We start from the raw sequence: 24,434 nt of genomic DNA, 5'->3' as shown, positions 1-24,434 counted from the left end.
CCGGACGGCTCACACCTGGCCGCCGGCGGGCTCCGGACTCCGGTGAACCCCGGACACCGGGGTACCCGGCCCCGCATGACGGAGAAGCAGCACACGGGTGACTCGTACTGGCTGAGCACCGCACCGGGCGGGGAGCGCCGTCCCGCGCTCGCCGAGGACCTCGACGTCGACGTGGCCGTGATCGGCGGCGGCATCGCCGGCCTGTGCACGGCGTGGGAACTGACCCGGGCCGGCCGGAGCGTCGCCGTCCTGGAGGCCGGGCAGGTGGCGGCGGGCGTCACCGGACACACCACCGCCAAGATCACCGCGCTGCACTCGCTGGTCTACGACAAGCTGCGCCGTACCCGCGGCGGCGAGGGGGCGCGGCTGTACGCCCGCTCGCAGTCGGAGGCGATCGAGCGGACCGCCGAGGCGGTGGCGGAGCTGGGCGTCGACTGCGACTGGGAGCGCCGCAGCGCGTACACCTACGTCCGGGACGAGAACCGGGTGGACGAACTGCGCGCGGAGGCGCGGGCCGCGCGGGAGGCGGGGCTGCCCGCGTCGTTCGTGACGGAGACCGGGCTGCCGTTCCCGGTGGCGGGCGCGGTGATGGTGACGGACCAGGCGCAGTTCCATCCGCGGAAGTACCTGCTCGCGCTCGCGGACGACATCGTGGCGCGCGGCGGGCACGTCCACGAGGACACCACCGTGCTCGGCCTGGAGGAGGGCACGCCCTGCCGTCTGTCGACGTCGACGGGCGCCTCCGTGACGGCCCGGGACGTCGTGGTCGCCACCCATTACCCGCTCTTCGACCGCGCCCTGCTGTTCACCCGCCTCTCCCCGCGCCGCGAACTGGTCGTCGCCGGTCCCGTCCCGGCCGGGCTGGACCCGGACGGGATGTACATCACCCCCGACGAGAACACCCGCTCCGTACGGACCGCCCCCTACGGCGACGACGGCTCCCGCCGGCTGCTGGTGGTGACCGGCGAGCACTTCACCCCGGGCACCGGTGACACCCGGGCGCGCTTCGACCGGCTCGCGGACTGGGCCCGCGGGCACTTCCCCGGCGTGGAGCTCACCCACTTCTGGGCCACCCAGGACAACGACCCCACCGACACCGTGCCGATGGTCGGGCCGCTGCACCCGGGCGCCGACCACACGTACGTCGCCACCGGCTTCGGCGGCTGGGGGATGAGCGGCGGCATGATGGCGGGCCGGCTGCTCACCGCGCAGATCACCGGCGCGGAGTGTGCCTGGAGCGGGCTGTACGACCCGCGGCGTCTGACCTCCGCGGTCCGTGAGGCACCCGCCTTCCTCAAGCACCAGGCGCAGGTGGCCAAGCACTTCGTCGGCGACCGGCTGCGGCCCTCGCCGCCGGTGGAGGCGCTGCCGCCCGGGGAGGGCGCGGTGGTGCGCACGGAGGGCGGCCGGCTGGCGGTCTACCGCGACGACGACGGCGCACTGCACGCCGTGTCCGCCCGCTGCACCCACATGGGATGCCTGGTCGACTTCAACGCGGCCGAGCGCGCCTGGGAGTGCCCCTGCCACGGCTCCCGTTTCGACACGGACGGCAAGGTCGTCCAGGGCCCGGCCACGCGGTCGCTGGAGCGCCGGGACATCTGAGCGGGGCGAGACGGCGGGGCGAGACGGCGGGGCGAGACGGCGGGGCGAGACGGCGGGGCGAGACGGCGGGGCGAGACGGCGGGGGCGGCCCCCTGTGCCAGGGGCCGCGCCCCCGCCGGTCGGGTGAGCGCGCCGTCCCCTCCGCACGAGCTGCGACGATCACCTCGGGGGCCGCCCTACTGTCATACGGTGATCACACTTTCACGTCGTGTTATCGCCCTCTGTGTCCTCGCCGCCGCCCTGGCCGCCTGCGGCACCACCGCGCGGCCCGCCGCCCGTCCTCCCGCCCCCGCGCCCTCCCCCGCCGCCCCGTCGGCACCCCCGACGCTCGCCGCGGGCCCCGCGGGCGTCACCCCCGTCTTCGAGCACGGCCCCCGGGACGGCGGGAAGACCGTCGCCCTCACCTTCGACGCCGACATGACCGCCGACCAGGGCCCGAGGGCCGCGGCCGGCGAGCGCTTCGACCACCCGCGGCTGATCGGGACGCTGCGCGCGCTGAAAGTGCCGGCCACCGTGTTCATGACGGGCCGGTGGGCCGAGGAGTACCCGGACCAGGCCCGCTCCATCGGCCGGGACCCGCTGTTCGAGGTCGCCAACCACTCGTACAGCCACTACGCCTTCACCGCCGACTGCTACGGCCTGCCGGCGGTCACGCGGGAGCGGATGCGGGCGGACGTGGAGCGGGCGTACGAGGCGTTCCGGACCGTGGGTGTGCCCGACCCGATGCCGTACTTCCGCTTCCCGGGCGGCTGTTACGACCGGCGGGCGCTCAAGGCGCTCACCCCGGCCGGGGTCACCGCCGTGCAGTGGGACGTCGTCGGCGGGGACGCCTTCGCCACGGACCCGCAAGCGGTGGCGCGGCAGGTGCTGGACGGGGTGCGCCCCGGCTCGGTGGTCGTCCTGCACTGCACGCGCAGCGCGGCCCCGGCCACGGAGGAGGCGGTACGGACGGTCGTCCCCGAGCTGCGCCGCCAGGGCTACCGCTTCGTCAAGGTCTCCGAGCTGATCGACGCGGCGAACGGTCGCGGCTGAGCGTCCTACGCTGGAGGCATGAGCGACAACGGAACCGACCGCGACTACTGCCTCGTCCGGACGGAGACGCCCCCGAAGGCGGACGGCCCGCCGTACGCGGCGTGCGTGCTCTGCCAGGAGCCGACGGAGTACCCGGACTCCTACAAGGGCATCACCCTGTGCCCCGCCTGCGAATGGCGCGAGGCGGAACGCACGGCCTGCTCCGGCTGACGGAGCGTTCGAGGCCGGCGAGGCGCGACGGACGGTCAGCCGCGCCGGAGACGCGCCGCTACTTCCGCCTCGGTTCGTCGCGCGCCTGCTGGAACGCCTCGGAGACCGTCTCCACCGCGCCGGACAGCAGCCCCTTGGCCACTCCCTTGGAGCCCGAGTCGCGCATCTTCTCCGGCAGTTCGGTCAGCCCGGCGGGCTTGCGCGGCCCCGACTCCAGGTCCAGCCGGTTGCACGCCTCGGCGAAGCGCAAGTAGGTGTCGACACTGGCCACCACGATGCGGATGTCGATCTTGAGTATCTCGATACCGACCAGTGACACCCGTATGAACGCGTCGATCACCAGCCCCCGGTCCAGGATCAGCTCCAGCACGTCGTAGAGACCGCTGGAACCTCCCCCGCCACGCTGCGGCACCACCTGGGTCATCGCTCATCAGCCCCTTCCCCCCACCCTCGTGCCCGCTCTGCGCCCCTTGATGTCCGACCGAGCCGGCCGTCGCGGCCGGCGTCCGGCTTGGCACACTGGGCGGGTGAACGACGACCGGACGACCCCCGCCCCCGACAGCCCCTTCCGCCCCGACCCGGGCTCGCGTGACGAGGCCCCCCAGTTCGTGCTGCCCCTGGTGGTCCGTATCGAGCGCGGCTCGCCGCCTGCCCGCACGGACGCCCTGGAGACGGCAGCCCGCGCGGTCCTGGTGATGCTGGCCGACGAGCGCTCGGTGGGCGACGGCGAGTGGGCCCGGGCGGTACGCGACTGGCAGGACGCCCGTATCCGTAAGGTGGTGCGCCGGGCGCGCGGCGCGGAGTGGCGGCGCGCCGAGGCGCTCCCCGGGATCACCGTCACCGGCAAGTCGGCCGAGGTGCGCGTCTTCCCGCCGGTGCCCCTGGACGGCTGGCCGAAGGATCTGGCCCGTCTCCAGGTCTCCGGCACCGACCTCGACGACCCGGACCCGGTGCCCCCGGCCGACCCCGGCGTCGCCACGCTCTGGCTGAACCCCACCCTGGAGATGTCGGCCGGCAAGGCCATGGCGCAGGCCGGTCACGGCGCTCAACTGGCCTGGTGGGAGCTGTCGGACGCGGCCCGCGAGGCCTGGCGCGCGGCCGGCTTCCCGCTCGCCGTGCGCACCGCCGGCCCGGCCGACTGGCCCGCGCTGGCCGGCGGCGGCCTGCCCACGGTGCGCGACGCCGGCTTCACGGAGATCGCCCCGGGGTCGTGCACCGTGGTCGCGGACCACCCGGCGCTGCGCTGACTTGAAGCCGACCGCCCGGCAGCGCGAGGGCTCCGGCACCCCCCGGCCTGGGTCCGCCCGGCCCTGCCCGGTACCGTCCGCCCGACCCCGCCCGTCCGCCCGCCGACCGGGTCCCCCGGATGGATGTGAGGCCGTGCGGGGGCGGTGGGGCCGCCGGAGGCTGAGCGCATGCCGACACGACGTACGACAGCCACTGCTGCCCTGCTGTCCGGTGCCGTCCTGCTCTCCGTCTCCCTGGCCGCCTGCGGCCCGGCGGGCGAGGGCGGCGCGGGAGGCGGAGGCGGCGAGGAGGACGACCGCGGACGGATATGGGCGCAGTCCCTCGACTGGAAGGACTGCCCCGCCCCGTCCCCCCTGCAGGGTGGCGGAGAGGCGCCCGAGCCGTTGCCGGACGGCACCCGCTGGCAGTGCGCCACCGCACGGGCGCCGCTGGACTGGGACAGACCCGACGGCGCGACGACCGACCTCGCCCTGATCCGGGCGGCGTCCCGCGCGGACGCCGCCGACCGCATCGGCTCGCTGCTGTTCAACTTCGGCGGGCCGGGCGAGTCCGGGGTGGCCACGCTGCCCGCCCTCGCCCCCGACTACGAACAACTCCGGTCCCGCTACGACCTGGTGAGCTTCGACCCGCGCGGCATCGGCGCCAGCGACGGGGTCACCTGCCTGGACGCCGAGGCGGCACAGGCGATGGCCGAACAGGACGACACCCCCGACGACGGCGAGGCCGAGGTGGCCGCCGTGCTGCGGGCGCGGCAGCAGTACGCGGCGGCCTGCGCACAGGAGTCGGGCCGGATGCTGCCGCACGTGGGCACCGAGGACGCCGCCCGCGACATGGACCTGCTGCGCCACCTCCTGGGCGACGACGAGCTGCACTACTTCGGCATCTCCTACGGAACGGAACTCGGCGGCGTGTACGCGCACTTGTTCCCCCGCCACGTGGGCCGCGCCGTCCTGGACGGGGTCGTCGACCCCACGCTGAACCAGATGGAGGGGGCCCTGGCGCAGGCCGCCGGATTCCAGCTCGCCTTCGACCACTTCGCCCAGTGGTGCGTGGACACCGGGTGCGCGCTCGGCGACAGCCCCGAGGAGGTCGCCGCCCTCGTCATGGAACTGGAGGCGGCCCTGGACGACGAACCGCTGACCGTCGACGGGGAGAGGGTGCTCACCGGCTCCCAGCTGATCGACGCCGTGATCCAGGCGCTGTACCTCGAGACCGCCTGGCCCGCCCTGGAGGTGGGCCTGGAACTGCTCGCCTCCGACGAGGGCGCGACCCTGCTCGGTCTCGCGGACGCCCTGAGCGGCCGCCACGCCCGGGGCTACAGCGACCAGCGGGACGCACAGACCGCCGTCACCTGCGCCGACCGCAGCGACCGCTACACGGTGGACGACGTGCTGGAGCAGGCCCCCGCGTTCGAGGAGGCGTCGCCCGTCTTCGGCGACACCATGGTGTGGGGCGCGCTGGAGTGCACCGACTGGCCGGTGCGCGGCAAGGCCGAGCACCCGGACGTGCGGGCGCCGGGCGCGCCGCCGGTGCTGCTCGTGGGCAACACCGGTGACCCCGCCACCCCGTACGAGGGTGCCGCGCGGATGGCCGAGCGGCTCGGCGAGGGCGTCGGCGTGGAACTCACCTACGAGGGCGAGGGGCACGGCGCGTACGACTCCGGCAACACCTGTGTGCGTGAGGCCGTGAACGCCTACCTGCTGGAGGGCGCGGTGCCGGCCGCGGGGACCGTCTGCGAGCGGGAGCCGCTGCGGGGCAAGGGGTGACACCGGTCCGGTACCGGCACTGAGACCGCCGAGCCGGCCCGGCGGGTCCGTCGTGAACGGACCCGCCGAGCCGGCTTCGTCGTGCCAGGGGTGCGGGGGCCGATATGGCGCTTCCGTGGCGGTTCCGGGCCCGCGACGGCGTTTCTCCGGTCCCGTGCACACCTCTTGCCGTGTTCATGTCGGGCGGTGTACCAATGAGGCGCGCGGAACTTGAATGTTGTTCATGTTTTGCCCGCCGGGGGGCCGACCGACCCTGAGGAGCAGCGTATGACCGCGAATCGTCCTCCGTCGCGCAGCCGCCGGACCGTCCTGAAGGCCGGTGCCGTCACCGGCCTCGGGCTGGCGGGCGCGCATCTGGTCGCCCCGGGCGCCGCCGCTGCCGCCGTCGCGGGAGGCGGCGGCTACCTCGTCGGCCGGGGCATCTCCGACGCCACCGGTGAGGTGGCCGAGGTCGGCATGATGGGGTACGGCCGGTTCGACCAGCAGGCCGCTGGTCTGCACACCCGTCTGCGGGCACGGGCGTTCGTGGTGGCAGAGGAGGCGAGCGGCCGCCGTGTGCTGCTGATCGTCGCCGACTCCCCCATGATCTTCGACAGCGTCCACCGGGCGGTGCTGCGGCGGCTGAAGCAGGCGTACGGCGACCTGTACACCGAGCAGAACGTGCTGATCACCGCCACCCACACGCACGCCGGCCCCGGCGGTTACTCGCACCATCTGCTGTACAACACCACGACGTTCGGCTTCCACGAGGCGACCTTCGAGGCGGTGGCGGACGGCCTGTTCGAGGCGGCGCGGAACGCCCACGAGGACCTCGCCCCGTCCGAACTCCTGCTGAGTCACGGCACGTTGACCGGCGCCAGCGTCAACCGCTCGCGGACCGCCTTCGACCGCAACCCGAAGGCCGACCGCGACCACTTCCCCGACGCCGTCGACCCCCTCACCACGCTGCTGCGGGTGGAGCGGGACGGCCGTACGGTCGGGGCGGTCAACTGGTTCCCCGTGCACGGCACCAGCATGTCCGGCGACAACCGCCTGATCAGCGCCGACAACAAGGGGTACGCGGCCTACCACTGGGAGCGCGAGGTCCACGGGGTGGACTATCTGGCCGACGGCTCCCCGGCGTTCGTATCGGCGTTCGCCCAGACCAACAGCGGCGACATGTCCCCCAACCTGGACCTGGTGCCGCCGACGACGCCCGCCGACTTCGAGTCGACCCGGGCGAGCGGGCTGCGGCAGTACGAGGCGGCCGCGGCCCAGGCGGAGGGGCCCGGCGTGCGGCTGGCGGGCCCGGTCGACTCCCGGCTGGTGTACATCGACCTCTCGGACGTCACGGTGCGCCCGGAGTTCACCGGTGACGGACGGACCCACCGGACGTCCAAGCCGTGCGTCGGCGCGGCCATGGCGGCGGGGAGCCTGGAGGACGGGCCGGCCTTCCCCGGGTTCGAGGAGGGCTCGAACCCGTTCTGGGACGCGATCTCCAACTCCCTGATCTACACGGTGTCCCCGGAACTGAAGCAGGCGCAGGCACCGAAGGACGTCTTCGTGCCGATCGGGGAGATGAACCGGATCTACCCGTGGGTGCAGGAGCGGGTGCCGGTGATGCTGGTGCGCATCGGCGGCCTGTACCTGATCGGCGTCCCCGGCGAGGTCACCGTGTGCGCGGGTCTGCGGCTGCGGCGCACGGTCGCCGGGATCGTCGGCGCCGGCCTCGACGACGTCCTGGTCGCCGGGTACAGCAACGCGTACTTCCACTACGTGACCACGCCCGAGGAGTACGACGCCCAGCAGTACGAGGGCGGCAGCACCCTCTTCGGCCGCTGGCAGCTCCCGGCGCTCCAGCAGACCGCGGCCGAGCTGGCGGTCTCCCTGCGCGACGGCACGAGCCTGCCGCTCGGCCCCGAGCCGCCGGACCTGACCGGCACGGCGCTCTCGCTGCAGCCCGGGGTGGTCCTGGACGCGCCGCCGCTGTTCCGGAAGTTCGGTGACGTGCTGGTGCGGCCGCGGGAGACCTACCGTCCGGGTGAGCGCGTCGAGGTGGTCTTCGCGGGCGCCCATCCGAGCAACGACCTGCACCGCGGTGACACCTACCTGCGGATCGAGCGCCGGGACTCCGGCGGCGCCTGGCGCACCGTCGCCGACGACGGCGACTGGACGACCCGCTTCCACTGGGCCCGCGACGGCATCGCCGCGTCCAAGGTCACGATCACCTGGGACATCCCGCAGGGGACCCCCTCGGGCACCTATCGGGTCGTCTACCACGGCGACGCGAGGAGCCTGGGCGGGAAGGTCTCGTCGATCACGGGCGTGTCAACGGCCTTCCAGGTCCGCTAGACCTTCGGCTGCCGGTCGTGTGACGACCCGGATGCCCAGCCGTCGCGGCCGCCTGGACATTCCCTGCGGGTCACAGGGAAGCGGCGGCGACCTTCCGGGGCTCGTCGTCGGACCGGTCGCGAAGGGGCAGCCGCCTGGCGACCGGAGGGAGTTCCAGGAACCCCAGGGTCAGCAACAGTGCGGCTGTCACGCTCAGCACCCCGCCTGCGACGTCCGGGGGATAGTGCACCCCCAGGTACATCCGGGCAAGCGCCACCCCGGCCGTCAGCAGTACCCCGAGAACCGCCGCCGGCACTCGCGCACGCCCGCGCACCACAAGGACCAGGGCCAGCGCGAGGGCCGCGGCGATCGTCGTGTGCCCGCTGGGGAAGCTCTGCGCGTTGTCCGGGACCTCGACCCACAACCGGGCCGGCGGCCGGTGCTCGGCCACCGTCACCTTCGCCACGAGCGTCACTGTCAGCGCGCCGACAAAGACCAGCAGCACCCGCACCGCGTCCCGCCGCCGGTGCAACATCCACAGCACCAGAGGAAGCAGCAGTGCCAGCGCCACCCCGACCGAGGTCTGCGACACCTCCGTCGCCGCTTTCGCCAGCCATGTCAATCCGCCGGTACGCCGTTCGGCGAGTTCCTCGTCGAAGGCCGTGTCCCACCGTGTCAGCGTGGCTGTCTTCGCCACCGCCCCCAGCGCGAACAGCGCCACCAGCACAGCCGAGCCGCCGACCAGTTTTCTTCTGCCTGAGAACACGCAACGTCCTTCCGTCGGGCGACGTGTGTCCGCCGCCGCATGGTCCGTGAATGAGCGGCTGCAGTGGGGGCCGGTTCACCGCCGGCGAGCACCGCGGGCGCCGATGCCCGACAGGCTGCGGACGGCGATGGATGCCTTCTCATGGACCGCCAGCGAGACCCGGCCGCGCAACACTGCCTCGGGTTCGCGCTCGAAGCGGTCGAGGAGCCTGCGGTAGATGCCCGCCATGGCAGCCACGCACGCCCCACTGCGTCTGTCGAGCATGGGAAGGAGGCGAAGCCCTTCCTCGTACAGGGCCCGTGCCCGGCCGGCTTCGAAGTGGACGAGCCCTGCGAAGTCGGCGTCGTGTGGCAGTGCGGGCCTGCCGAAACCCGCTCCGCACCCGAACTTCCGCAGCTCCTCGGCAGGTAGGTAGGTGCGTCCCAGAGCCGCGTCTTCACGTACGTCCCGGAGGATGTTCGTGAGCTGAAGCGCGAGCCCCAACGTGTCGGCGTATTCGACCGCACGTTCCGTGCCGGGAACGCCGGGAACAGTTCCGAACACACCGAGTGAGAGACGTCCGACGACTCCCGCGACGCGTTGACAGTAGAGCCTGAGGTCGTCCCAGGTCTCGTACGTGACGCCCCGGACATCCATCAGTACGCCGTCGATCAGTTCTTCGAGGCCGTCGAGCGGAATCGGGAAGCGCCGCGCGGCATCGGCGAGCGCTACGGCTATCGGCTCGGCGTCGAGCTCCTCCACTTCCCCGGCCTGGATCCGCTTGACGACCGTGCGCGCCGCCTCCAGCCTTGATTCCTTCGTCTCTCGATCGAGGGAACCGTCACCGATGTCGTCCACCCGCCGGGCGAAGGCGTACAGGGCGGCCATGGCACGCCGTTTCTCCTGAGGCAACAGCCTGATGCCGTACGAGAAATTCCGGGCCTCGTGTCCGGTGACCGCCTCGCAGTAACTGTAGGCCGCCAGTACCGGAGCGGAGACGGGCCGATACGTCGTCATGCCTGGACTCACTTTCCTCAGCACTTCTCAGAGCAACGATTTCCACGAACACGCGGGAGGCCGTCGCCGATCCGCCCCGGCGGACCCCGAAAGCCGCGACGGCCGGGGGACCCGGCAGCGACGCGTCCGGACGGCCAGGTCAGCCCGCGCGTACGCCTTCGACGAAGCGGCCGGTCATGTCGGCGCGCTCGTCGAGGCCGAGGGGGCTCTGCCCGAAGTCGATGAACAGCTCGTGCACGCCCGCCTCGGCCGCCGCCCGGGCGTAGTCGATGTACTGCTCCAAGGTCCCGGCCTCGGGGAGCCGCTCGCGGTCGGCCTTCTCCGCCGTCAGTTCGGGGTTGACGCGCAGCACCATGCGCAGGGAGGACGGATCCCGCCCCGCGTCCTCCGCCTCCGCCAGGACGGTCGCCCACATGCCCGTGAGGTAGGGGAGCGGCATGGCGACGGGCAGCCAGCCGTCCGCCCGTCGGGCGACCCTGCGCAGACCCGCCTGGGTGAAGGCGGCGAGCAGAACGGGCGGCGCGGGGCGCTGGTGGGGCTTGAGCCCGACGACGGTCTCCGGGACGGTGAAGAGCGGTCCCTGGTGGGAGAAGACGTCGTTGGCCCAGTACCCCCGCAGAACGTCCAGCGTCTCGTCCAGCCGCCGGCCCCTGCCCTGCCACGGCACACCCACCGCGGTGTACTCGTCGGGCATCCAGCCGAGCCCCAGTCCGACGTCCAGGCGCCCACCGCTCAGGAGATCGAGCGTGGTCAGGGAACGGGCCAGCATCAGAGGCGGCTGCCACAGACCGTTGAGCGTGCTCGTGCCCAGACGGACCCGCCCGGTGTGCGCGGCGGCGAGCGTCAGGGACACCAGCGGGTCGAGGCTGTTCTCGTAGACCCTGGGCATCACTCCGTCACCGACCGGATACGGGGCGCCGGGGTTCCGCGGGGACAGGATGCGATCGCCTGTCCAGAGGGAGTCGTAGCCCAGGTCCTCCGCGGAACGACTGACGGCGACGATGCCGTCCGTGTTCGCGCCGGGGCCGAAGGTCGGCAGAGCCAAGCCGATGCGCATGTCCAGTTCCTCTTGTGAGGGGCCGCTCGTCGGATGCGGCAGCACCGGCACATCCGTTGTCACGTCGATAGATTTAGATCCTAATCTATACACGTGCAGGTAAAGGATCGAGCAGGGGGGAGCATCACGTCGGCAAAGTCTCGGCGTGCTAGCTGCGACGGGGGCCCTCGGGAAGACGGCCGGCGGGTCGGGGAACCTCAAATGTTCCTCTGAAGGCGGCCGGAGGACGGTTCGGGCGCGCAGCCCGGGGTCATATCCCCGGCACGCCCGTGCGGGCGGTACCGGGGGCCGGGCGGTAGGCCGGGTGAAGGAGGGGACGGGGATGACGGTGCGACTGGGTACGGGGATCGGCTGGCGGCCGGAGATCGCGGACGCGGTCGAGGCGATGCCGGGGATCGACTGGGTCGAGGCGGTGGCCGAGAACGTCTGCCCCGGACACCTGCCCGAGTCGCTGCTGCGGCTGCGCGGGCGCGGGGTGACCGTCGTACCGCACGGCGTCTCGCTGGGTCTCGGCGGCGGGGACCGGCCGGACGAGCAGCGGCTGACCGCCCTCGCGGAGCGGGCCACGGTGCTCGGGTCGCCCCTGGTCACCGAGCACATCGCGTTCGTGCGGGCGGGCGGGCCGCTGACCGCCTCCCCCGGGATCGAGGCCGGGCACCTGCTGCCGGTGCCGCGCACCCGTGACGCCCTGGACGTGCTCTGTGAGAACGTCCGCATCGCGCAGGAGGCGCTGCCGGTGCCGCTCGCCGTGGAGAACATCGCCGCGCTGTTCTCCTGGCCCGGCGAGGAGATGACGGAGGGCCAGTTCCTGTACGAGCTGGCCGACCGCACCGGCGTACGGCTGCTCATCGACGTCGCCAACCTGCACACCAACCACGTCAACCGCGGCGAGGACCCGGCCAAGGCGCTCGCCGAACTGCCGCTGGAGGCCATCGCGTACGTCCATGTCGCGGGCGGCTTCGAGCGGGACGGCGTGTGGCACGACAGCCACGCCCACCCGGTGCCGCGGCCGGTGCTCGACATCCTCACCGACCTCGCCTCCCGGGTCTCGCCCCCGGGTGTGCTGCTGGAGCGGGACGAGAACTTCCCGGCCCCGGAGGAGTTGAAGGGCGAACTGGACGCGATCGGGCGGGCGGTGGAGGCGGGGGCGCGGGAGCGGCGGGAGACCGCGGCCCCGGAGTACGCGCCGACGCGGGACGCCGTTGCCGTCGAGGGCGGGACCGGGCCTGCCCGTGAGCGGGTGGCGCTCGCGCAGACCGCGGTGCTGTCCGCGCTGACCGCGGGAACGCCGGTGCCCGAGGGGTTCGACCGGGCGCGGATGAGGGTGCAGGCGCGTGCGCTGGCCGCCAAGCGGGCCGATGTCGTCGCCAAGGTGGCGCCCGAACTGCCGGTGATCCTCGGCGACGGCTACCGGGTGGCCTTCCTCGCGTACGCGCAGACGCGGCCGATGACCGGCGGGTACCGGCGCGACGCACTGGACTTCGCCGGGGAACTGCTGCTGACCGGCCGGCCCGAGGACACGCGGGCGCGGCGCGAGCTGCGCGAATGGTGGCTCGACCGCTCAGGCCCGAAGCCCCGCTCGACCCGCCCGGTCGTCCGCCTGGCCCGCGCGACCCGCCGCGCCCTGCTCCGACGCTGACGCCGGCCCCCGGCATCAGCAGGGGTACCTTGCAGCTCCCCTGTGGCCGGATCGAGGTGCGCCGTTCCTTCCCCGGCGGCTCTCAGGCGGGTGACGTCTCCTTCGCCGGGCGAGCGGTCCTGCGGCGCAAGGCCGATCGGCAGAGGGGGGCCACCGGCGCGGAGCAGGTGAGGAGAACGAGGGCGAGGACGCCCCAGCCCGCCGCCCCGGCGCCGCTGACCAGGGTGACGACCAGCGCCGGCCCGACCGCGACCACGGCGCCTTCCGTGGTGGCGGCAACAGCCTGGTACTGGCCTTGCGCGCCGTGCGTCATGAGCTTGATGGACAGTCCCCACCGGGCCGCCACGTAGTAGAGCTCGCCCAGGACATGCAGGCCCAGTCCGGCGAGGACGACGACGGCGGCGATGACCGGGCTGGCGGGCCAGGCCGCCGCCGCGAAGACGAGGCAACAGCCGGCGAGTGCGGCGCCGGCGCGCCAGGAGGAGCGCACGGCTCCCGCGAGTCGTTGCCCGCTGCGGGTCACTCGCACCTGGAAGAGCGCGATGAGGAGGGAACTCGCCAGGACTGCGAGGGGGGCGATCCACACGGGTGCCGTGGTGCCCTCTTTGAGCCAGAGCGGCAGGCCACTCGACAGGAGCGCCCAGCAGAGGGCGAGGAGGGCGGTGCTGCTCATGATGGCGGTGAAGGGGAAGTTGCGCAGCGCCGCTGTGCCTGCTTGACGTCGCGCGGCGGGTACGGGTGGGACGTGCGGAAGGCCGATCAGGATCGCGGCCGACATGACGAAGGTGAGGCTGTTGACGACGACTGCGCCGTGGTAAGGGGTGGTCGACCGGTGTGCGAGCACCCAGGCGGCGGCGCCGGCGCCCGCGGCGTAGAGGATGTGCTGCACGACGCGGGCCCGGGCGAGGAGGGGCAGGCAGTCCCGTTCGGGCACCATGAGATGGACCAGCGCCACTTTGCTTCCCTTGGCGGCTGTCTCCATCGAGGTGAACAGGGCGGCTGCGATCAGCAGTGGCCAGAAGGTGTGTGTGGCCAGGAACGTGAGCGAGAAGGCCGCCCGCAGAACGGTTACGGCCACGAGGGTCTCCCGGGCACCGAGGCGGTCGGTCAACGTGCCGATGGGCAGGGCCGCGAGAAGGCCGACTCCCCCGCCCAGGCCCATGGCGAGTCCCATGGTCGCGGCGGGGACGCCCTGGACGGACGTCAGGTAGACCGCCCACATGCTGAACCAGAGTCCGTCTCCCAGGGCGGTCACGCCCTCGCTGAACAGGAGACGGCGAACGATTAAGTGATCTTTCCGGTCTTTCCCAGGGTGATTCCGGCTCAACTGTCGCTGCCCTTTCCTGCCGTGGAGTGTTGGAAATCTGCGGCCGCCGGACCGATCGATTTTCCCGTCGGCCGGAGGAGCACGATTTCAGCCATCTTCATTTCCGCCTGCGCCAGCAGCGGCAATTACGCGGGTGCGGACACAAAAAGCCCCCGCCGAGTACCCGGCCCACTTTCGAGCAAACGATATTACTTTGAGTGGCCGCACAGCAACACGTTGAACGTCGTCCGACATGCGAGTATCACCCTTCGCAACATCTCTGGCCAGTGCGAACGTGCACGGAACGTGAGATGCCCCAAGTCCTTGACACACATCCGGGCGCCCTGGTTACGTGACAACGCGTCACCGGCCATACCGCCGAGTCCCGGTATTCCTGACCCCGACTCCGCGATGCCGGCTGCCACCCCCGCGCGCAATTCCTGACCGCCTGAACCGGATGCGCGACGCGCGCTGCGCCACCTTCAATCCCACCGGAGGAAAAGCATGACGCACTCACCTCTCAGCATTCTCTCCCAGGTCGATTTCAACGGTGACCCGCTGACCGATGAGCTGCTGATGAAAACCTTCCAGCAACTCATGGACGAGCACGGCTACGTGCAGATGTGCAACGTGCCCGAGGAGTTCGACCCGGTGAGGTTCTGCCGGAGCCTGGGCCGCTTCGTACCCAACTACACCGGCGCCGTGGTCGGTGACGTACGTCCGGAGCCCGGCATGGACGACGTCTACCACGCAGGCAACACCCGTCCGCTGACCCCGCATTCGGAGGGATACGACTTCGCAGTGGTCCCCCCGCGGTACATCGCACTGTGGTGCGTCACGCCGGCCGAGGGCCCCGGCGGGGAGACCACACTCGCCGACACCAGGCCCTGGGTCGACGCCTTCTCGGACGAGGAACGCGAGTGGTTCCTCACGCACGAGTACGACTGGAAGACCACAGAAGGCGTGCGGCGCCTGGGACTCGACCTCAGGACCCGTCACCCGGTCCTGGCCGAGACCGACCAGGGCTCGATCGTCCGGTTCAGCTGCAACAACCTCATACGCGACGACGACGATCCGGCCGCGGAGCTGCAGCAGCGCTGGCACGCCGCGTTCGACCGTGAGCACGTGTCCATCACGTACTCCGAGCGGGACATGCTCGTGTGGGACAACTGGCGGCTCCTGCACGCCCGGAACGCCTTCAGCGACCGCCGCCGGCACCTGCGACGCATCCAGATCGCCGTCTGAACCCTCCATGCAGGCCCCCGAAGGAAGGAAGTCTCCCCATGTTCCGCACCATGCTGCACAGCAAGATCCACCGGGCGGTCGTGACCCAGGCCGATCTGCACTACGTCGGATCCCTGACTCTCGACCGCGACCTCATGGACGCCGCTGACCTGCTGCCGGGCGAGCAGGTCGACATCGTCGACATCAACAACGGCAACCGGCTGAGCACCTACGTCATCGAGGGCGCGCGCGGCAGCGGCGTCGTCGGCATCAACGGCGCGGCGGCCCGGCTGATCGCCCCGGGTGACCTGGTGATCGTCATCGCCTACCAGGGCGTACCCGCGGAGCAGGCCCGGGACTTACAGCCGACCATCGTCTTCGTCGACGAGCACAACCGCCCCGTGGACATCGGCGGCGACCCGGCCCATGTCCCCGCCGACCGGGCAGCCTCCTCGCTGCTGCGCGGTGACACCCTCACGCAGGGAGCGGTGTGATGGCGACGACGGCTTCCCCCCTTTCGGCCGGCGTCCTCGCCCCGGCCTCCGGCGGCGTCCGCCCCGCCCTCGTGCGCTACTACGACGACCTGTCCGGCGTACTGGCGGACGCCGGGAGGGGTGACCGGCCGGCCGGGTTCACCCCGGGCTGGCACCTGCCGGACCTCACTCCGGCCTTGGAACGGTTCTTCGAGCCCGGCGGGATCAGCGCACAGGAGCTGGGCAGCTACCACGACACCCCCCTGCGGTTGCTGAACCTGATGCACAACCCCAGGACGCGCACCACCAAGACCCTGGCGTCCCTGATGATCGTGGCCCGGGCGGTGGCACACATCCAGCACACCGGCGAGCCAATCATGATCGTCACACCGTCGAGTGCGAACAAGGCCACCGCCCTGCGAGACGCCGTGCTGCGGGCTCACGAGACCGGCCTGGTCGGCGCCCACCAACTCCGGATCGTCTGCGTGGTGCCCGCCGCCTCCTGTCAGAAACTGTGGCGCTCACCCCTGACCGACGACGGCGTCCTGCGGGCCCGCAACCCGCTGGCGGTCCTCGACTCCTCACAGCCGCTGCACGTCAAGGAACTCGCGCGCGCCCTGGCGGACCAGGAGGCCGAAGCGCTCTTCGCCCGGTACGGGGTGCGACTGTGGCACACGATGGACTTGAGCAACTACGCCGTCGCGGACACCGCTCGAGCCCTGTTCGAGCGGGACCACCTGCCGGCCGCGCCGCGCGTGCACGCCCACTCCGTCTCGAGCGCCTTCGGACTGCTCGGCCACTTCTACGGCCAGCAGCAGCACACCGGACGGGAGTGGCCCGGTACCGGGGCACGCTACTTCCTGGTGCAGCACCTGGGCACGCCCGACATGGTCTCGAGCTACTACCACGGCAGGTTCGACTACCGACCGCGGTGGCAGTACCGCGACGGCCTCCACGTGCAGGATTCCGACCCCCGCTTCCCCGCCCGGACGTTCGCACCCGACGAGCAACTCGACGCCACCTTCTACACCCGCACTCCCGCGACCTCCGAACGCATGAACGGGATCATCCGTCGCCAGGGGGGCGGAGGGATCGTCGTCTCGCTCGCCGAGTGCCTGGACCGGTACCCGCTCGTTCGCGCTCTGCTGGAACCGGCCCACGTCGAACTCCCCGCCGACCCGCGGCAGATCCGCGAATGGTCTCTCGTCATGGCAATGACCGGCGTCCTCAACGCCCTGGACCGCGGCCTGCTCGACGAGACGGAGATCCTCATCCACGGTTCCGGTTCCTACGGCGCGGACGACTATCAGGCACCGCAGACACATCAGATGCGGGCGATCACCGGTTACGGGGACCTGCGGGACCTCGTGCACACAGCCGCAGGCAGCTGAGGGTGAGGCCCCATGACGACTCAGGATCAGACTTCGCCGACCGCGACGACTGAGCTCCCCCCCGCCCCGGCGGGGGACGCCGACCGTACCTCCCCGACACGGCACCAACTCCTCACCCCGGTCGCGGCGCGCCTCGCCTACTGGTGGAACAACTCCCCCTCCCCCCGCTGGCGCGCTGTCCGGAGCAGGGCCGACAGCCTCCAACGGGGCGTGCCCGTCATTTCCTCCCTCGCCGGCAACGACGGCCTCAGCATCGGGTACGCCGGTCTGCCGGTGGGCCGCACCAACATCCTCCAGCTGCTCGAGCACCAGCGCACCCAGCTCGGATGGGCCACTGCCGGGCGCACGTGCACCACCGCCCGTTGGAGCGACGTGGCCGCCGGTGACTGCGCCGGCACCGACCTCCTGGTGGTGGGGGCCGAGGAACGGGTCCTGCGGGGTCTGCCCGCACAGGGCAGTGTGACCGCACCGTTCCGCCTCCACCTCGTGGTGGATGTCCCCCCGTCACAGGAGGAGCTGGCTCGGCAGATCTCCAAGCGGGAGCGCTGGCAATTCCGCCGCGACCAGCGTGAGCACCAGTGGGTGCTGGAGGAGGACTCCTCGCCGGAGGCTCTCGGGTTCTTCTACGACCGCATGCACGTTCCCACCATGCGTAACCGGCACGGCGACCGCAGCCGCACCGAGCGTCGCGACGTGGCCCGCCATGCGGTGCTGCGCCACGGCACGCTGTTCTTCCTCAGTCAGGCCGGCACACGAGTCGCCGGGGCGCTGTGCCATTGGTCCAAGGACCGGCGCACCCTCACCACCCGGCTCCTGGGCGTACTCGACGGCCGTGACGAGCACTACCGCAGCGGCGCGTTCAAGGCCCTCTACCACCACCTGCTGCGGTGGGCCTGCGAACAGCGTGTCGCGCGCGTGGATCTGTTCGGCACCGAGGCGTACATCAGCAAGGGCATCTTCCAGTGGAAGCGCAGGCTGGGCGCGCACCCCGAGTGGCCTCCCAATCACTTCGCCACCAAGCGCGTGAGGCTCTATCCCCGCCGGGACACTCCCGCCGTCCGTGACTTCCTGGTGGCGAATCCGCTGCTGCGTTCGGATGCGTCGGACAGGCTGACGCCGGTGTACTACGCCGACGACGAGCGGCCGCCCCGCCTGGATCTCAGCGCCCGGTGTCCCGGGCTGGCCGAGCCGGAGATCGTCCACCTCGACACCGTGCTGGGGCATCTGGCCGGGTTCGAGCCGTCTCGGGGAACGCCACGATGAAGCGGCCCCGTCATGTGGTCGTCCTCGGCACCGGTGCCTTCGCCGGCACGCTGAGCAAGGCCTTCGCCCAGCGCGCGTCCGGGCCGACGGTCGTACACGTCGTCAGCGGCCACCACGACCGTGCCCGGAATCTCGCCGCCCTCGCCAACGCGCACGCCGTGCTCGCGGACCGGTCCGTCCGTTTCTGCCCGCACCGTTTGGATGTGGCGGGAGGCGCCGATCTGCGGCCGCTGCTCGGCCGCCACCAGCCGCAGGTCCTGGCCGTCTGCTCCTCGGAGTACTCACCCGGCGAGATGCGCGGGCACCCGTCCGCATGGACGCACCTCGTCGGCGCGGCGGGATTCGGCGTCACGGTGCCCCTGCAGGCGGCGACCGCACTCCGTGCCGCGTCCGCCGTGGAGGCAAGCCCTGGCACGGCTGTGGTGAACGCGTGCTTCCCCGATGCCGTCAATCCGGTCCTGCACGGTGCGGGACTGCCTGTCCTGTGCGGGCTGGGCAACGTGTCCACGCTCGTCGGTCTCCTACGCAGCGAGCTGCGGGTCAGCGACGAGTCACGTCTCAAGGTCCTCGCCCATCATGCCCATCTGCACTCCCCTCCCACTGCGGACCAGGACATCCGGGCGTGGTTCGACGATCAGCCCCTGACCGCCGCGCACGACATACTTCAGCGGGGGCGCCGCCGGCCACGCGCGGATCTCAACGAGATCGGTGCGGTCTCCGGCGCGGCCGTGATCGACGCCTTGACACACCCCCGTGACTACTACGTCGGACACGTGGCCGCTCCTGAGGGAAGGCCGGGCGGCTACCCCGTCGTCATCACCGGGCGCAGTGTCGCACTGCGGCTCCCGCCCGGCCTGTCGGAACGCCAGGCCGTCGACCGCAACCAGCGGTGGTCCGTCCTCGACGGCATCACGGTCGACCGCCAGGGCAAGGCCCATTTCGCGCCCGCGGCGCTGGATGTGCTGCGCCCCCATTGGCCCGACTGCCCGGCGACCTTCGGGCCGCAGGACATCGAGGAACTCCGCACCCGGCAGCTGATCCTCCGCGAGCGGCTGCTTCAGCTGCCCGCGCCGACGCCCGAACCCAGGAAGACGTATGACACCCCGGAATCTCTCTGATCGTCATCGACGCGTCCTGCCCCGGTGGGTCACCACGTACTACGACCAGCCGCTTCAGCCCGTCTCGGCCTCCGGACGCACCGTCACCGATGTCCACGGCGTGGCCCATCTCGACTTCTTCGCCGGCATCCTCACCAACACCCTCGGCTACGGAATCCCGGAGTTCCGCCGTGCCCTGGACCGTCAGCTCGACAGCGGCATCGTCCACACCTCCACCTTGTATCTGATCGACGCGCAAGTGCGCCTGGCGGAACGCCTTGCCGAACAGTCCGGTATCGACGATGCGGTGGTCTTCTTCGTCAACTCCGGTACGGAGGCCAATGACACCGCCTTGCTGGCCGCCACGTGCCATACGGGCAGCAACCACGTCATCGCTCTCACCGACAGCTACCACGGCAGGTCGCTCACCAGCAGCGCGGTGTCCGGGCTGCCCGGGTGGCGGCCGAGCCCTTACTCACCGTTCGACGTCACGTTCGCATCGAACGGCAGGACGTCGCCCGACGGCGACGAACACCCTCCCCGGGATCCCGTGGCCGACCTGGAGGCACGGCTCGCCGGCAAGGCACCACCCGCCGCGCTCATCGTGGAACCCGTGCAGGGCCTGGGCGGGTTCCACACGCCGCCCACGGGGCTGCTGCAACGGTACGCGCGAATCGCCGCGCGGCACGGCGCGGTCCTCATCTGCGACGAGGTACAGACGGCCTGGGGCCGTACGGGCCGCGCCTGGTGGGGCCACCAGCTCCATCACCTCGCACCCGATGTGATCACTTTCGCCAAGGGGACAGCCAACGGGCTCCCTCTCGGCGGAGTGATAGCCCGGCGGGACGTCCTGGACAGCATCCCGGGCAGGTCCATCTCCACCTTCGGCGGCAACCCCCTGGCCTGCAGCGCCGCGCTGGCGACCCTGGACCACCTCCTCGACCACGACCTGCAGGGCAACGCGGAGAAGGCCGGGCAACACCTGCTGGGCGAGCTGCAGCGACTGGAATCAGCTCACGCACACCTGACGGGCTCCCGCGGTCAGGGACTGATGCTGGCGGTGGACGTCGTCGACCCACGCACCGGACTGCCCGACCCCGCCGCCGCCCGAGTCCTCGTCGAAGCGTGCCGCACCCACGGCCTCCTCATCGGCAGCGGCGGTCGCCATGGCAACTCCTTGCGCATCGCTCCACCGCTGACCGTGACCGAGGGAGAGATCGCGGCAGCGGCCCGGATCCTCGCCGTGGCCGCGCAGCACGGCGTCACCGCGGCAGCCACCGCCTGACCGCCCCGCTTCGGCAGCCCTCAGAAAGGACACACATGTGCGGCATCGTCGGATGGACCGACTTCACCCGTGACCTGAGCCACGAGCGCACCACGCTCCAGCGCATGACCGACACCATGGCCCTCCGAGGCCCTGACGCCGCAGGCACCTGGCTGGGACCTCACACGGCCCTGGGTCACCGTCGCCTCTCGATCATCGACCTCGAGGGCGGCACACAGCCGGCCGTCGCCACGGCCGAACCCCACCAGGAGCCCGCCGTCCTCGTCTACAGCGGCGAGATCTACAACTTCAGGGAACTGCGCGCGCTCCTGAAAGGCCGCGGGCACCGTTTCACCACCCGCTCCGACACCGAGGTCGTCCTGCGTTCCTACCTCGAGTGGGGCGCTTCCTGCGTCGACCACTTCAACGGCATGTTCGCCTTCGCCGTCTGGGACGCGCGGCGCGAGGAGCTCGTCCTCGCCCGTGACCGCATCGGCATCAAGCCGCTCTACTACTACGCCTACTCCGGCGGCATACTTTTCGCCTCCGAACCCAAGGGAATCATGGCGAATCCCCTCTTCCAGCCAGTCGTGGACGAGGACAGCCTGCCCATCCTCTTCAACGCCCGGCTGGCCCTCCCCGGCGAGACACCGCTGCGCGGATTGCGCGAGGTTCGCCCGGGGCACGTCCTGCGCTTCTCACGCTCCGGCGGCCACGAGTATCCCTACTGGCGGCTGGTAAGTCGCGAACACCGCGACGACCTGGACACCACCGTGGCCACCGTCCGGAACCTGCTCGAGGACATCGTCGACCGTCAGCTCGTCGCCGACGTGCCGCGCTCCGCGATGCTGTCCGGAGGGCTCGACTCCACCATCATGTCCGCCCTCGCCAACCGCCGTCTGAACGCGGCCGGCGAGGGCCCCCTGCACACCTTCGCCGTCGAATTCGGCGGCGACGAGAACGACTTCAAACCGACCGAGCTACGGCCCGAACGGGACGCTCCCTACGCACGGCTCGCCTCTCGACACCTCGGCACCGTGCACCACAACATCACGCTGCAGACCGACGACGTGCTCGCGGCTCTGCCGGCCGCCCGGCGCGCACGCGACCTGCCCTCTCTCGGGCAGTTCGACACGTCGATGCATCTGCTGTTCAAGGCGATCCGCGAACAGTCCACCGTGGCGCTGTCCGGGGAGGCCGCCGACGAGGTCTTCGGGGGCTACCCCTGGTACCACGACGAGCGGCTCGTCCGGCGCGACCGCTTCCCGTGGATCGGGGACGCCCCACGTCTGGCCGACGCCTTCGCCCCCGACTTGCACCGGCGGGTCAGGCCCGCCGACGCGGAGCACGACCGCTACCTCACCCTCAAGTCGGAAGTCCCCCGCCTGCCCGGGGAGCAGGGACTCAACGCCCGGATGCGCGAGGTCATGTACTACAGCCTGAAGGGCCCCCTCGCCTACCTCCTCGACCGCAAGGACCGCATGAGCATGGCGGTGGGCCTGGAGGTGCGCGTTCCGTACTGCGACCACCGGCTGATCGAGTACGTCTGGAACGTGCCGTGGGACATGAAGAACGCCGACGGCCGCTGGAAGAGCCTTCTGCGGCTCGCCTTCGCCGACGTCCTTCCCAAGGAGACCCTGGACCGGCCCAAGAGCGGCTACCCCGGGACGCACGACCCGGCCTACAACGCCGAGGTGATGCGGTCCATAGACAAAGTGCTCAGCGACCCGTCCTCCCCCCTGCACGGTGTCTTCGACCCCCAGCGGGTGGAGGCGCTCACCCAGTCGGGTTCGAAGACCATGACATGGCTCAACTCCAGCCACCTCCTCCTGCCGATCCTGGAGGTCGACACCTGGATGCGGGACTACAACGTGTCCCTGGCCTGAACACGCCCGGGCCCGCGGTTCTCGCGTGCGCCGCCGAGGTGCGTCCGTCCGGCCAGGGGTGAGCCGGACGGACGCACCCGGGCGAACAGACGCGCCGTGACGAACGGTGGCCGGCCGTTCACACGTCGGTATCGAGGGAAGAAGTGTGCCGTGTTTCCCGAATTCACTCTTGGATACGTCGACCTCGGTGAGGTGGGCCTGCGCGTGCGCCACGGCGGGCACGGACCTGCCGTCCTCCTCGTTCACGGGCACCCACGTACCCACACCACGTGGCACCGGCTGGCTCCCCTGCTCGCCGAGGACCACACCGTCGTCTGTCCCGACCTCCGCGGCTACGGGCAGTCGTCCAAGCCCGCCACGGACGACGACCACGCGCCCTACTCCAAGCGCCGGATGGCCGCGGACTGCCTGGCCCTCATGCGGTCCCTGGGGCATGAGACGTTCCACGTGGTCGGACACGACCGCGGCGGCTACGTCGCCACGCGCCTCGCCCTGGACCATCCTTCGGCCGTCACCCACCTGACCGCACTGGACGTCGTCCCCATCGGCGAGGCCCTGGCCCGTTGTGACGCCGACTTCGCCACCCGGTGGTGGCACTGGTTCTTCCGTGCCCAGCCGAGCCCCGGTCCGGAAACCGTCATCGGCGGCAACCTCAGCCTCTGGTACCCGGAGACCCCGGAGGACATGGGCCAGGAATCCTGGGAGGACCTCCAACGGGCACTCGGCGATCCGCGGACCATCCATGCCATGTGCGAGGACTACCGGGCCGGACTCGGTATCGACCGCCGGCACGACGACCAGGACCGGGCAGCCGGACGGCGCGTGCAGTGCCCCACCCTCGTGCTGTGGGGCACCAGGAGCGACCTGCCTCTGCTGTACCAGGACGTCGCCGCCGTCTGGCGGGACTGGGTCGCCGGTGAGCTGTCGGCCAAGGGGGTGGAGAGCGGCCACCACATCGCCGAGGAGGCTCCCGCCCGCCTGGCCGAGGAACTACGGAGGGCCTGGGCGGGGGTGAAGACACCGGGCCGAGTTTCATGACCGGTACCCGCGGTGCCGTGTCCGCATGGTGAACAAGGCATGGTGTTCCAGCGACCATGTCCCTTACAAACAATCCATGTTCTGGGTTCCTCTCCTGCTCCTGGCCTGGGCGATCGCCGGGATCTCCTGCCTGCGGCTGTGTCTCGCCGCAGTGCGTGACGCGGCGGCCGGTGACGCTGCGGGAGGGCGGCGCGGCCTGACGCTGTACGAGGCGGCGTTCCTGTCCGGCGGACCCGCGCGGGTCGCCGACGTCACGCTGGTCGCGATGGCGCGTCAGCGGCGGCTGCTGCTCGCCCACACCGGCTGGGCCACCGTCGTCGATCCGCGCGGGCGGGACGACGTGGAGCGGTCGGTGATCGGGGCGATCGGGCCGGACGGGCAGTCGCCCATAGCGCCGGTGCGGAAGGCTGCGGCGGCCACGGAGGCCGTGCGGGCGCTGGCGGACCGGCTGGTCGGCGCCGGGCTGGCGGTGCCCGAGGGCGCCGGGCGGAGCGTCGGGGAGGCGGTCCGCCGGCTGCGGCTCGCGGCGCCGGCCGTGGCCGGGCTCGGGGCCGTCGCGCTGCTCATGCCGGTTCCGTCGGAGATGCCGCGTCTTCTGGTCGCCCTGTGGTTCGCGCTGCCCCTGGTGTTCACGCTGGGCTGTCTGGCCGTGGCGCGGTTCGAGGCGCACCCCGCCTCACGCTGGGCCTCCCCCGCCGGACAGCGGCTGTTGGACGCCGCGCGCCGGGCGGCGGCCGGTGACACCGACGACGACCGCGCCTACCTCACCTCCGTCGCCGTGCGCGGGGTGCACGCCGTGGGCGAACCGCAGGTGCGGGAGGCCTTCGCCCACCGGGAGCCGGGCCCGGGCTGGTGACCCGGGCCCG

At 71.7% G+C, this 24,434-nt stretch carries 21 protein-coding genes; 16 read left to right on the top strand and 5 right to left on the bottom strand.

Annotation, left to right across the window (positions count from 1 at the left end; genetic code table 11):
• Nucleotides 1–75 precede the first annotated feature (75 nt).
• From ACIF8S_RS01715 to ACIF8S_RS01705, 3 genes are all read left to right on the top strand, one after another.
• Nucleotides 76–1,602, top strand: coding sequence for an FAD-dependent oxidoreductase (locus ACIF8S_RS01715; RefSeq protein ID WP_399996732.1), 1,527 nt, complete (start codon nt 76–78; stop codon nt 1,600–1,602).
• A 189-nt stretch (nt 1,603–1,791) separates the two neighbouring features.
• Complete coding sequence (locus tag ACIF8S_RS01710) at nt 1,792–2,634, top strand: polysaccharide deacetylase family protein (RefSeq protein WP_399996731.1); 843 nt, start codon at nt 1,792–1,794, stop codon at nt 2,632–2,634.
• A gap of 18 nt (nt 2,635–2,652) precedes the next feature.
• On the top strand, nt 2,653–2,844 hold the full coding sequence (locus ACIF8S_RS01705; RefSeq protein ID WP_399996730.1) for a hypothetical protein: 192 nt from the start codon (nt 2,653–2,655) through the stop codon (nt 2,842–2,844).
• 58 nt (nt 2,845–2,902) lie between these two features.
• Here ACIF8S_RS01705 and ACIF8S_RS01700 read toward each other — a convergent pair whose 3' ends face one another.
• Entirely contained in the window at nt 2,903–3,268 is a 366-nt protein-coding gene (locus ACIF8S_RS01700; protein WP_399996729.1) for a gas vesicle structural protein GvpA, read from the bottom strand.
• Between the two features lie 103 nt (nt 3,269–3,371).
• Between ACIF8S_RS01700 and ACIF8S_RS01695 the strand changes: the two genes are divergently transcribed.
• The 3 genes from ACIF8S_RS01695 (at nt 3,372) to ACIF8S_RS01685 (ending at nt 8,189) form a co-directional block, all read left to right on the top strand.
• Nucleotides 3,372–4,091, top strand: a complete 720-nt coding sequence (locus ACIF8S_RS01695; RefSeq protein WP_399996728.1) for a peptidyl-tRNA hydrolase — start codon at nt 3,372–3,374, stop codon at nt 4,089–4,091.
• 168 nt (nt 4,092–4,259) lie between these two features.
• A complete protein-coding gene (locus tag ACIF8S_RS01690; RefSeq protein WP_399996727.1) occupies nt 4,260–5,858 on the top strand; it encodes an alpha/beta hydrolase in 1,599 nt (532 codons plus the stop codon).
• A 267-nt stretch (nt 5,859–6,125) separates the two neighbouring features.
• Nucleotides 6,126–8,189 (top strand): neutral/alkaline ceramidase, encoded by a 2,064-nt coding sequence (locus ACIF8S_RS01685; RefSeq protein WP_399996726.1) that lies wholly within the window; start codon nt 6,126–6,128, stop codon nt 8,187–8,189.
• Between the two features lie 70 nt (nt 8,190–8,259).
• On the opposite strand, the gene ACIF8S_RS01680 is transcribed toward ACIF8S_RS01685, so the two are convergent.
• The 3 genes from ACIF8S_RS01680 to ACIF8S_RS01670 form a co-directional block, all read right to left on the bottom strand.
• Nucleotides 8,260–8,934, bottom strand: a complete 675-nt coding sequence (locus ACIF8S_RS01680; RefSeq protein ID WP_399996725.1) for a phosphatase PAP2 family protein — start codon at nt 8,932–8,934, stop codon at nt 8,260–8,262.
• A 75-nt stretch (nt 8,935–9,009) separates the two neighbouring features.
• Nucleotides 9,010–9,930, bottom strand: coding sequence for a presqualene diphosphate synthase HpnD (gene hpnD, locus ACIF8S_RS01675; protein WP_399996723.1), 921 nt, complete (start codon nt 9,928–9,930; stop codon nt 9,010–9,012).
• A gap of 139 nt (nt 9,931–10,069) precedes the next feature.
• Entirely contained in the window at nt 10,070–11,050 is a 981-nt protein-coding gene (locus tag ACIF8S_RS01670) for a TIGR03619 family F420-dependent LLM class oxidoreductase (RefSeq protein WP_399996721.1), read from the bottom strand.
• A 259-nt stretch (nt 11,051–11,309) separates the two neighbouring features.
• Between ACIF8S_RS01670 and ACIF8S_RS01665 the strand changes: the two genes are divergently transcribed.
• The gene (locus ACIF8S_RS01665; RefSeq protein ID WP_399996720.1) at nt 11,310–12,626 is read left to right on the top strand and encodes a DUF692 domain-containing protein; all 1,317 of its coding nucleotides are present in this window, start codon (nt 11,310–11,312) and stop codon (nt 12,624–12,626) included.
• Nucleotides 12,627–12,708: 82 nt separating this feature from the next.
• Here the strand turns inward: ACIF8S_RS01665 and ACIF8S_RS01660 are convergent, their stop codons facing one another.
• Nucleotides 12,709–13,953 carry an MFS transporter gene (locus tag ACIF8S_RS01660; RefSeq protein ID WP_399996719.1) on the bottom strand — a complete coding sequence of 415 codons (1,245 nt, stop codon included), beginning with the start codon at nt 13,951–13,953 and terminating at the stop codon, nt 12,709–12,711.
• 483 nt (nt 13,954–14,436) lie between these two features.
• Here ACIF8S_RS01660 and ACIF8S_RS01655 point away from each other — a divergent pair, with 483 nt between their 5' ends.
• The 9 genes from ACIF8S_RS01655 to ACIF8S_RS01615 all read left to right on the top strand — a co-directional run bounded on the left by ACIF8S_RS01655 (nt 14,437) and on the right by ACIF8S_RS01615 (nt 24,424).
• On the top strand, nt 14,437–15,177 hold the full coding sequence (locus ACIF8S_RS01655) for a TauD/TfdA family dioxygenase (RefSeq protein ID WP_399996718.1): 741 nt from the start codon (nt 14,437–14,439) through the stop codon (nt 15,175–15,177).
• A 38-nt stretch (nt 15,178–15,215) separates the two neighbouring features.
• Nucleotides 15,216–15,650 carry an aspartate 1-decarboxylase gene (gene panD, locus ACIF8S_RS01650; protein WP_399996716.1) on the top strand — a complete coding sequence of 145 codons (435 nt, stop codon included), beginning with the start codon at nt 15,216–15,218 and terminating at the stop codon, nt 15,648–15,650.
• On the top strand, nt 15,650–17,020 hold the full coding sequence (locus tag ACIF8S_RS01645) for a DUF6002 family protein (protein WP_399996715.1): 1,371 nt from the start codon (nt 15,650–15,652) through the stop codon (nt 17,018–17,020). Before panD ends, ACIF8S_RS01645 begins: the two co-directional genes overlap by 1 nt.
• A 210-nt stretch (nt 17,021–17,230) precedes the next feature.
• On the top strand, nt 17,231–18,283 hold the full coding sequence (locus ACIF8S_RS01640) for a GNAT family N-acetyltransferase (RefSeq protein WP_399996714.1): 1,053 nt from the start codon (nt 17,231–17,233) through the stop codon (nt 18,281–18,283).
• On the top strand, nt 18,280–19,401 hold the full coding sequence (locus ACIF8S_RS01635; RefSeq protein WP_399996713.1) for a hypothetical protein: 1,122 nt from the start codon (nt 18,280–18,282) through the stop codon (nt 19,399–19,401). The genes ACIF8S_RS01640 and ACIF8S_RS01635 overlap by 4 nt, the downstream gene beginning before the upstream one ends.
• Complete coding sequence (locus tag ACIF8S_RS01630) at nt 19,379–20,665, top strand: aspartate aminotransferase family protein (protein WP_399996712.1); 1,287 nt, start codon at nt 19,379–19,381, stop codon at nt 20,663–20,665. The genes ACIF8S_RS01635 and ACIF8S_RS01630 overlap by 23 nt, the downstream gene beginning before the upstream one ends.
• Nucleotides 20,666–20,700: 35 nt before the next feature.
• Nucleotides 20,701–22,530 carry an asparagine synthase (glutamine-hydrolyzing) gene (gene asnB / locus ACIF8S_RS01625; RefSeq protein WP_399996710.1) on the top strand — a complete coding sequence of 610 codons (1,830 nt, stop codon included), beginning with the start codon at nt 20,701–20,703 and terminating at the stop codon, nt 22,528–22,530.
• 150 nt (nt 22,531–22,680) lie between these two features.
• Nucleotides 22,681–23,568 carry an alpha/beta fold hydrolase gene (locus ACIF8S_RS01620; RefSeq protein ID WP_399996708.1) on the top strand — a complete coding sequence of 296 codons (888 nt, stop codon included), beginning with the start codon at nt 22,681–22,683 and terminating at the stop codon, nt 23,566–23,568.
• A gap of 76 nt (nt 23,569–23,644) precedes the next feature.
• Nucleotides 23,645–24,424 (top strand): TIGR04222 domain-containing membrane protein, encoded by a 780-nt coding sequence (locus ACIF8S_RS01615; protein ID WP_399996707.1) that lies wholly within the window; start codon nt 23,645–23,647, stop codon nt 24,422–24,424.
• Nucleotides 24,425–24,434: the final 10 nt, after the last annotated feature.

The organism is Streptomyces sp. NPDC085937 (genome assembly GCF_044540535.1).
In the GTDB taxonomy this organism is placed as follows: Bacteria; Actinomycetota; Actinomycetes; order Streptomycetales; family Streptomycetaceae; genus Streptomyces.
Note: the sequence above shows the minus strand (reverse complement) of the source record. Positions and strands in the feature narration are given on the sequence as shown.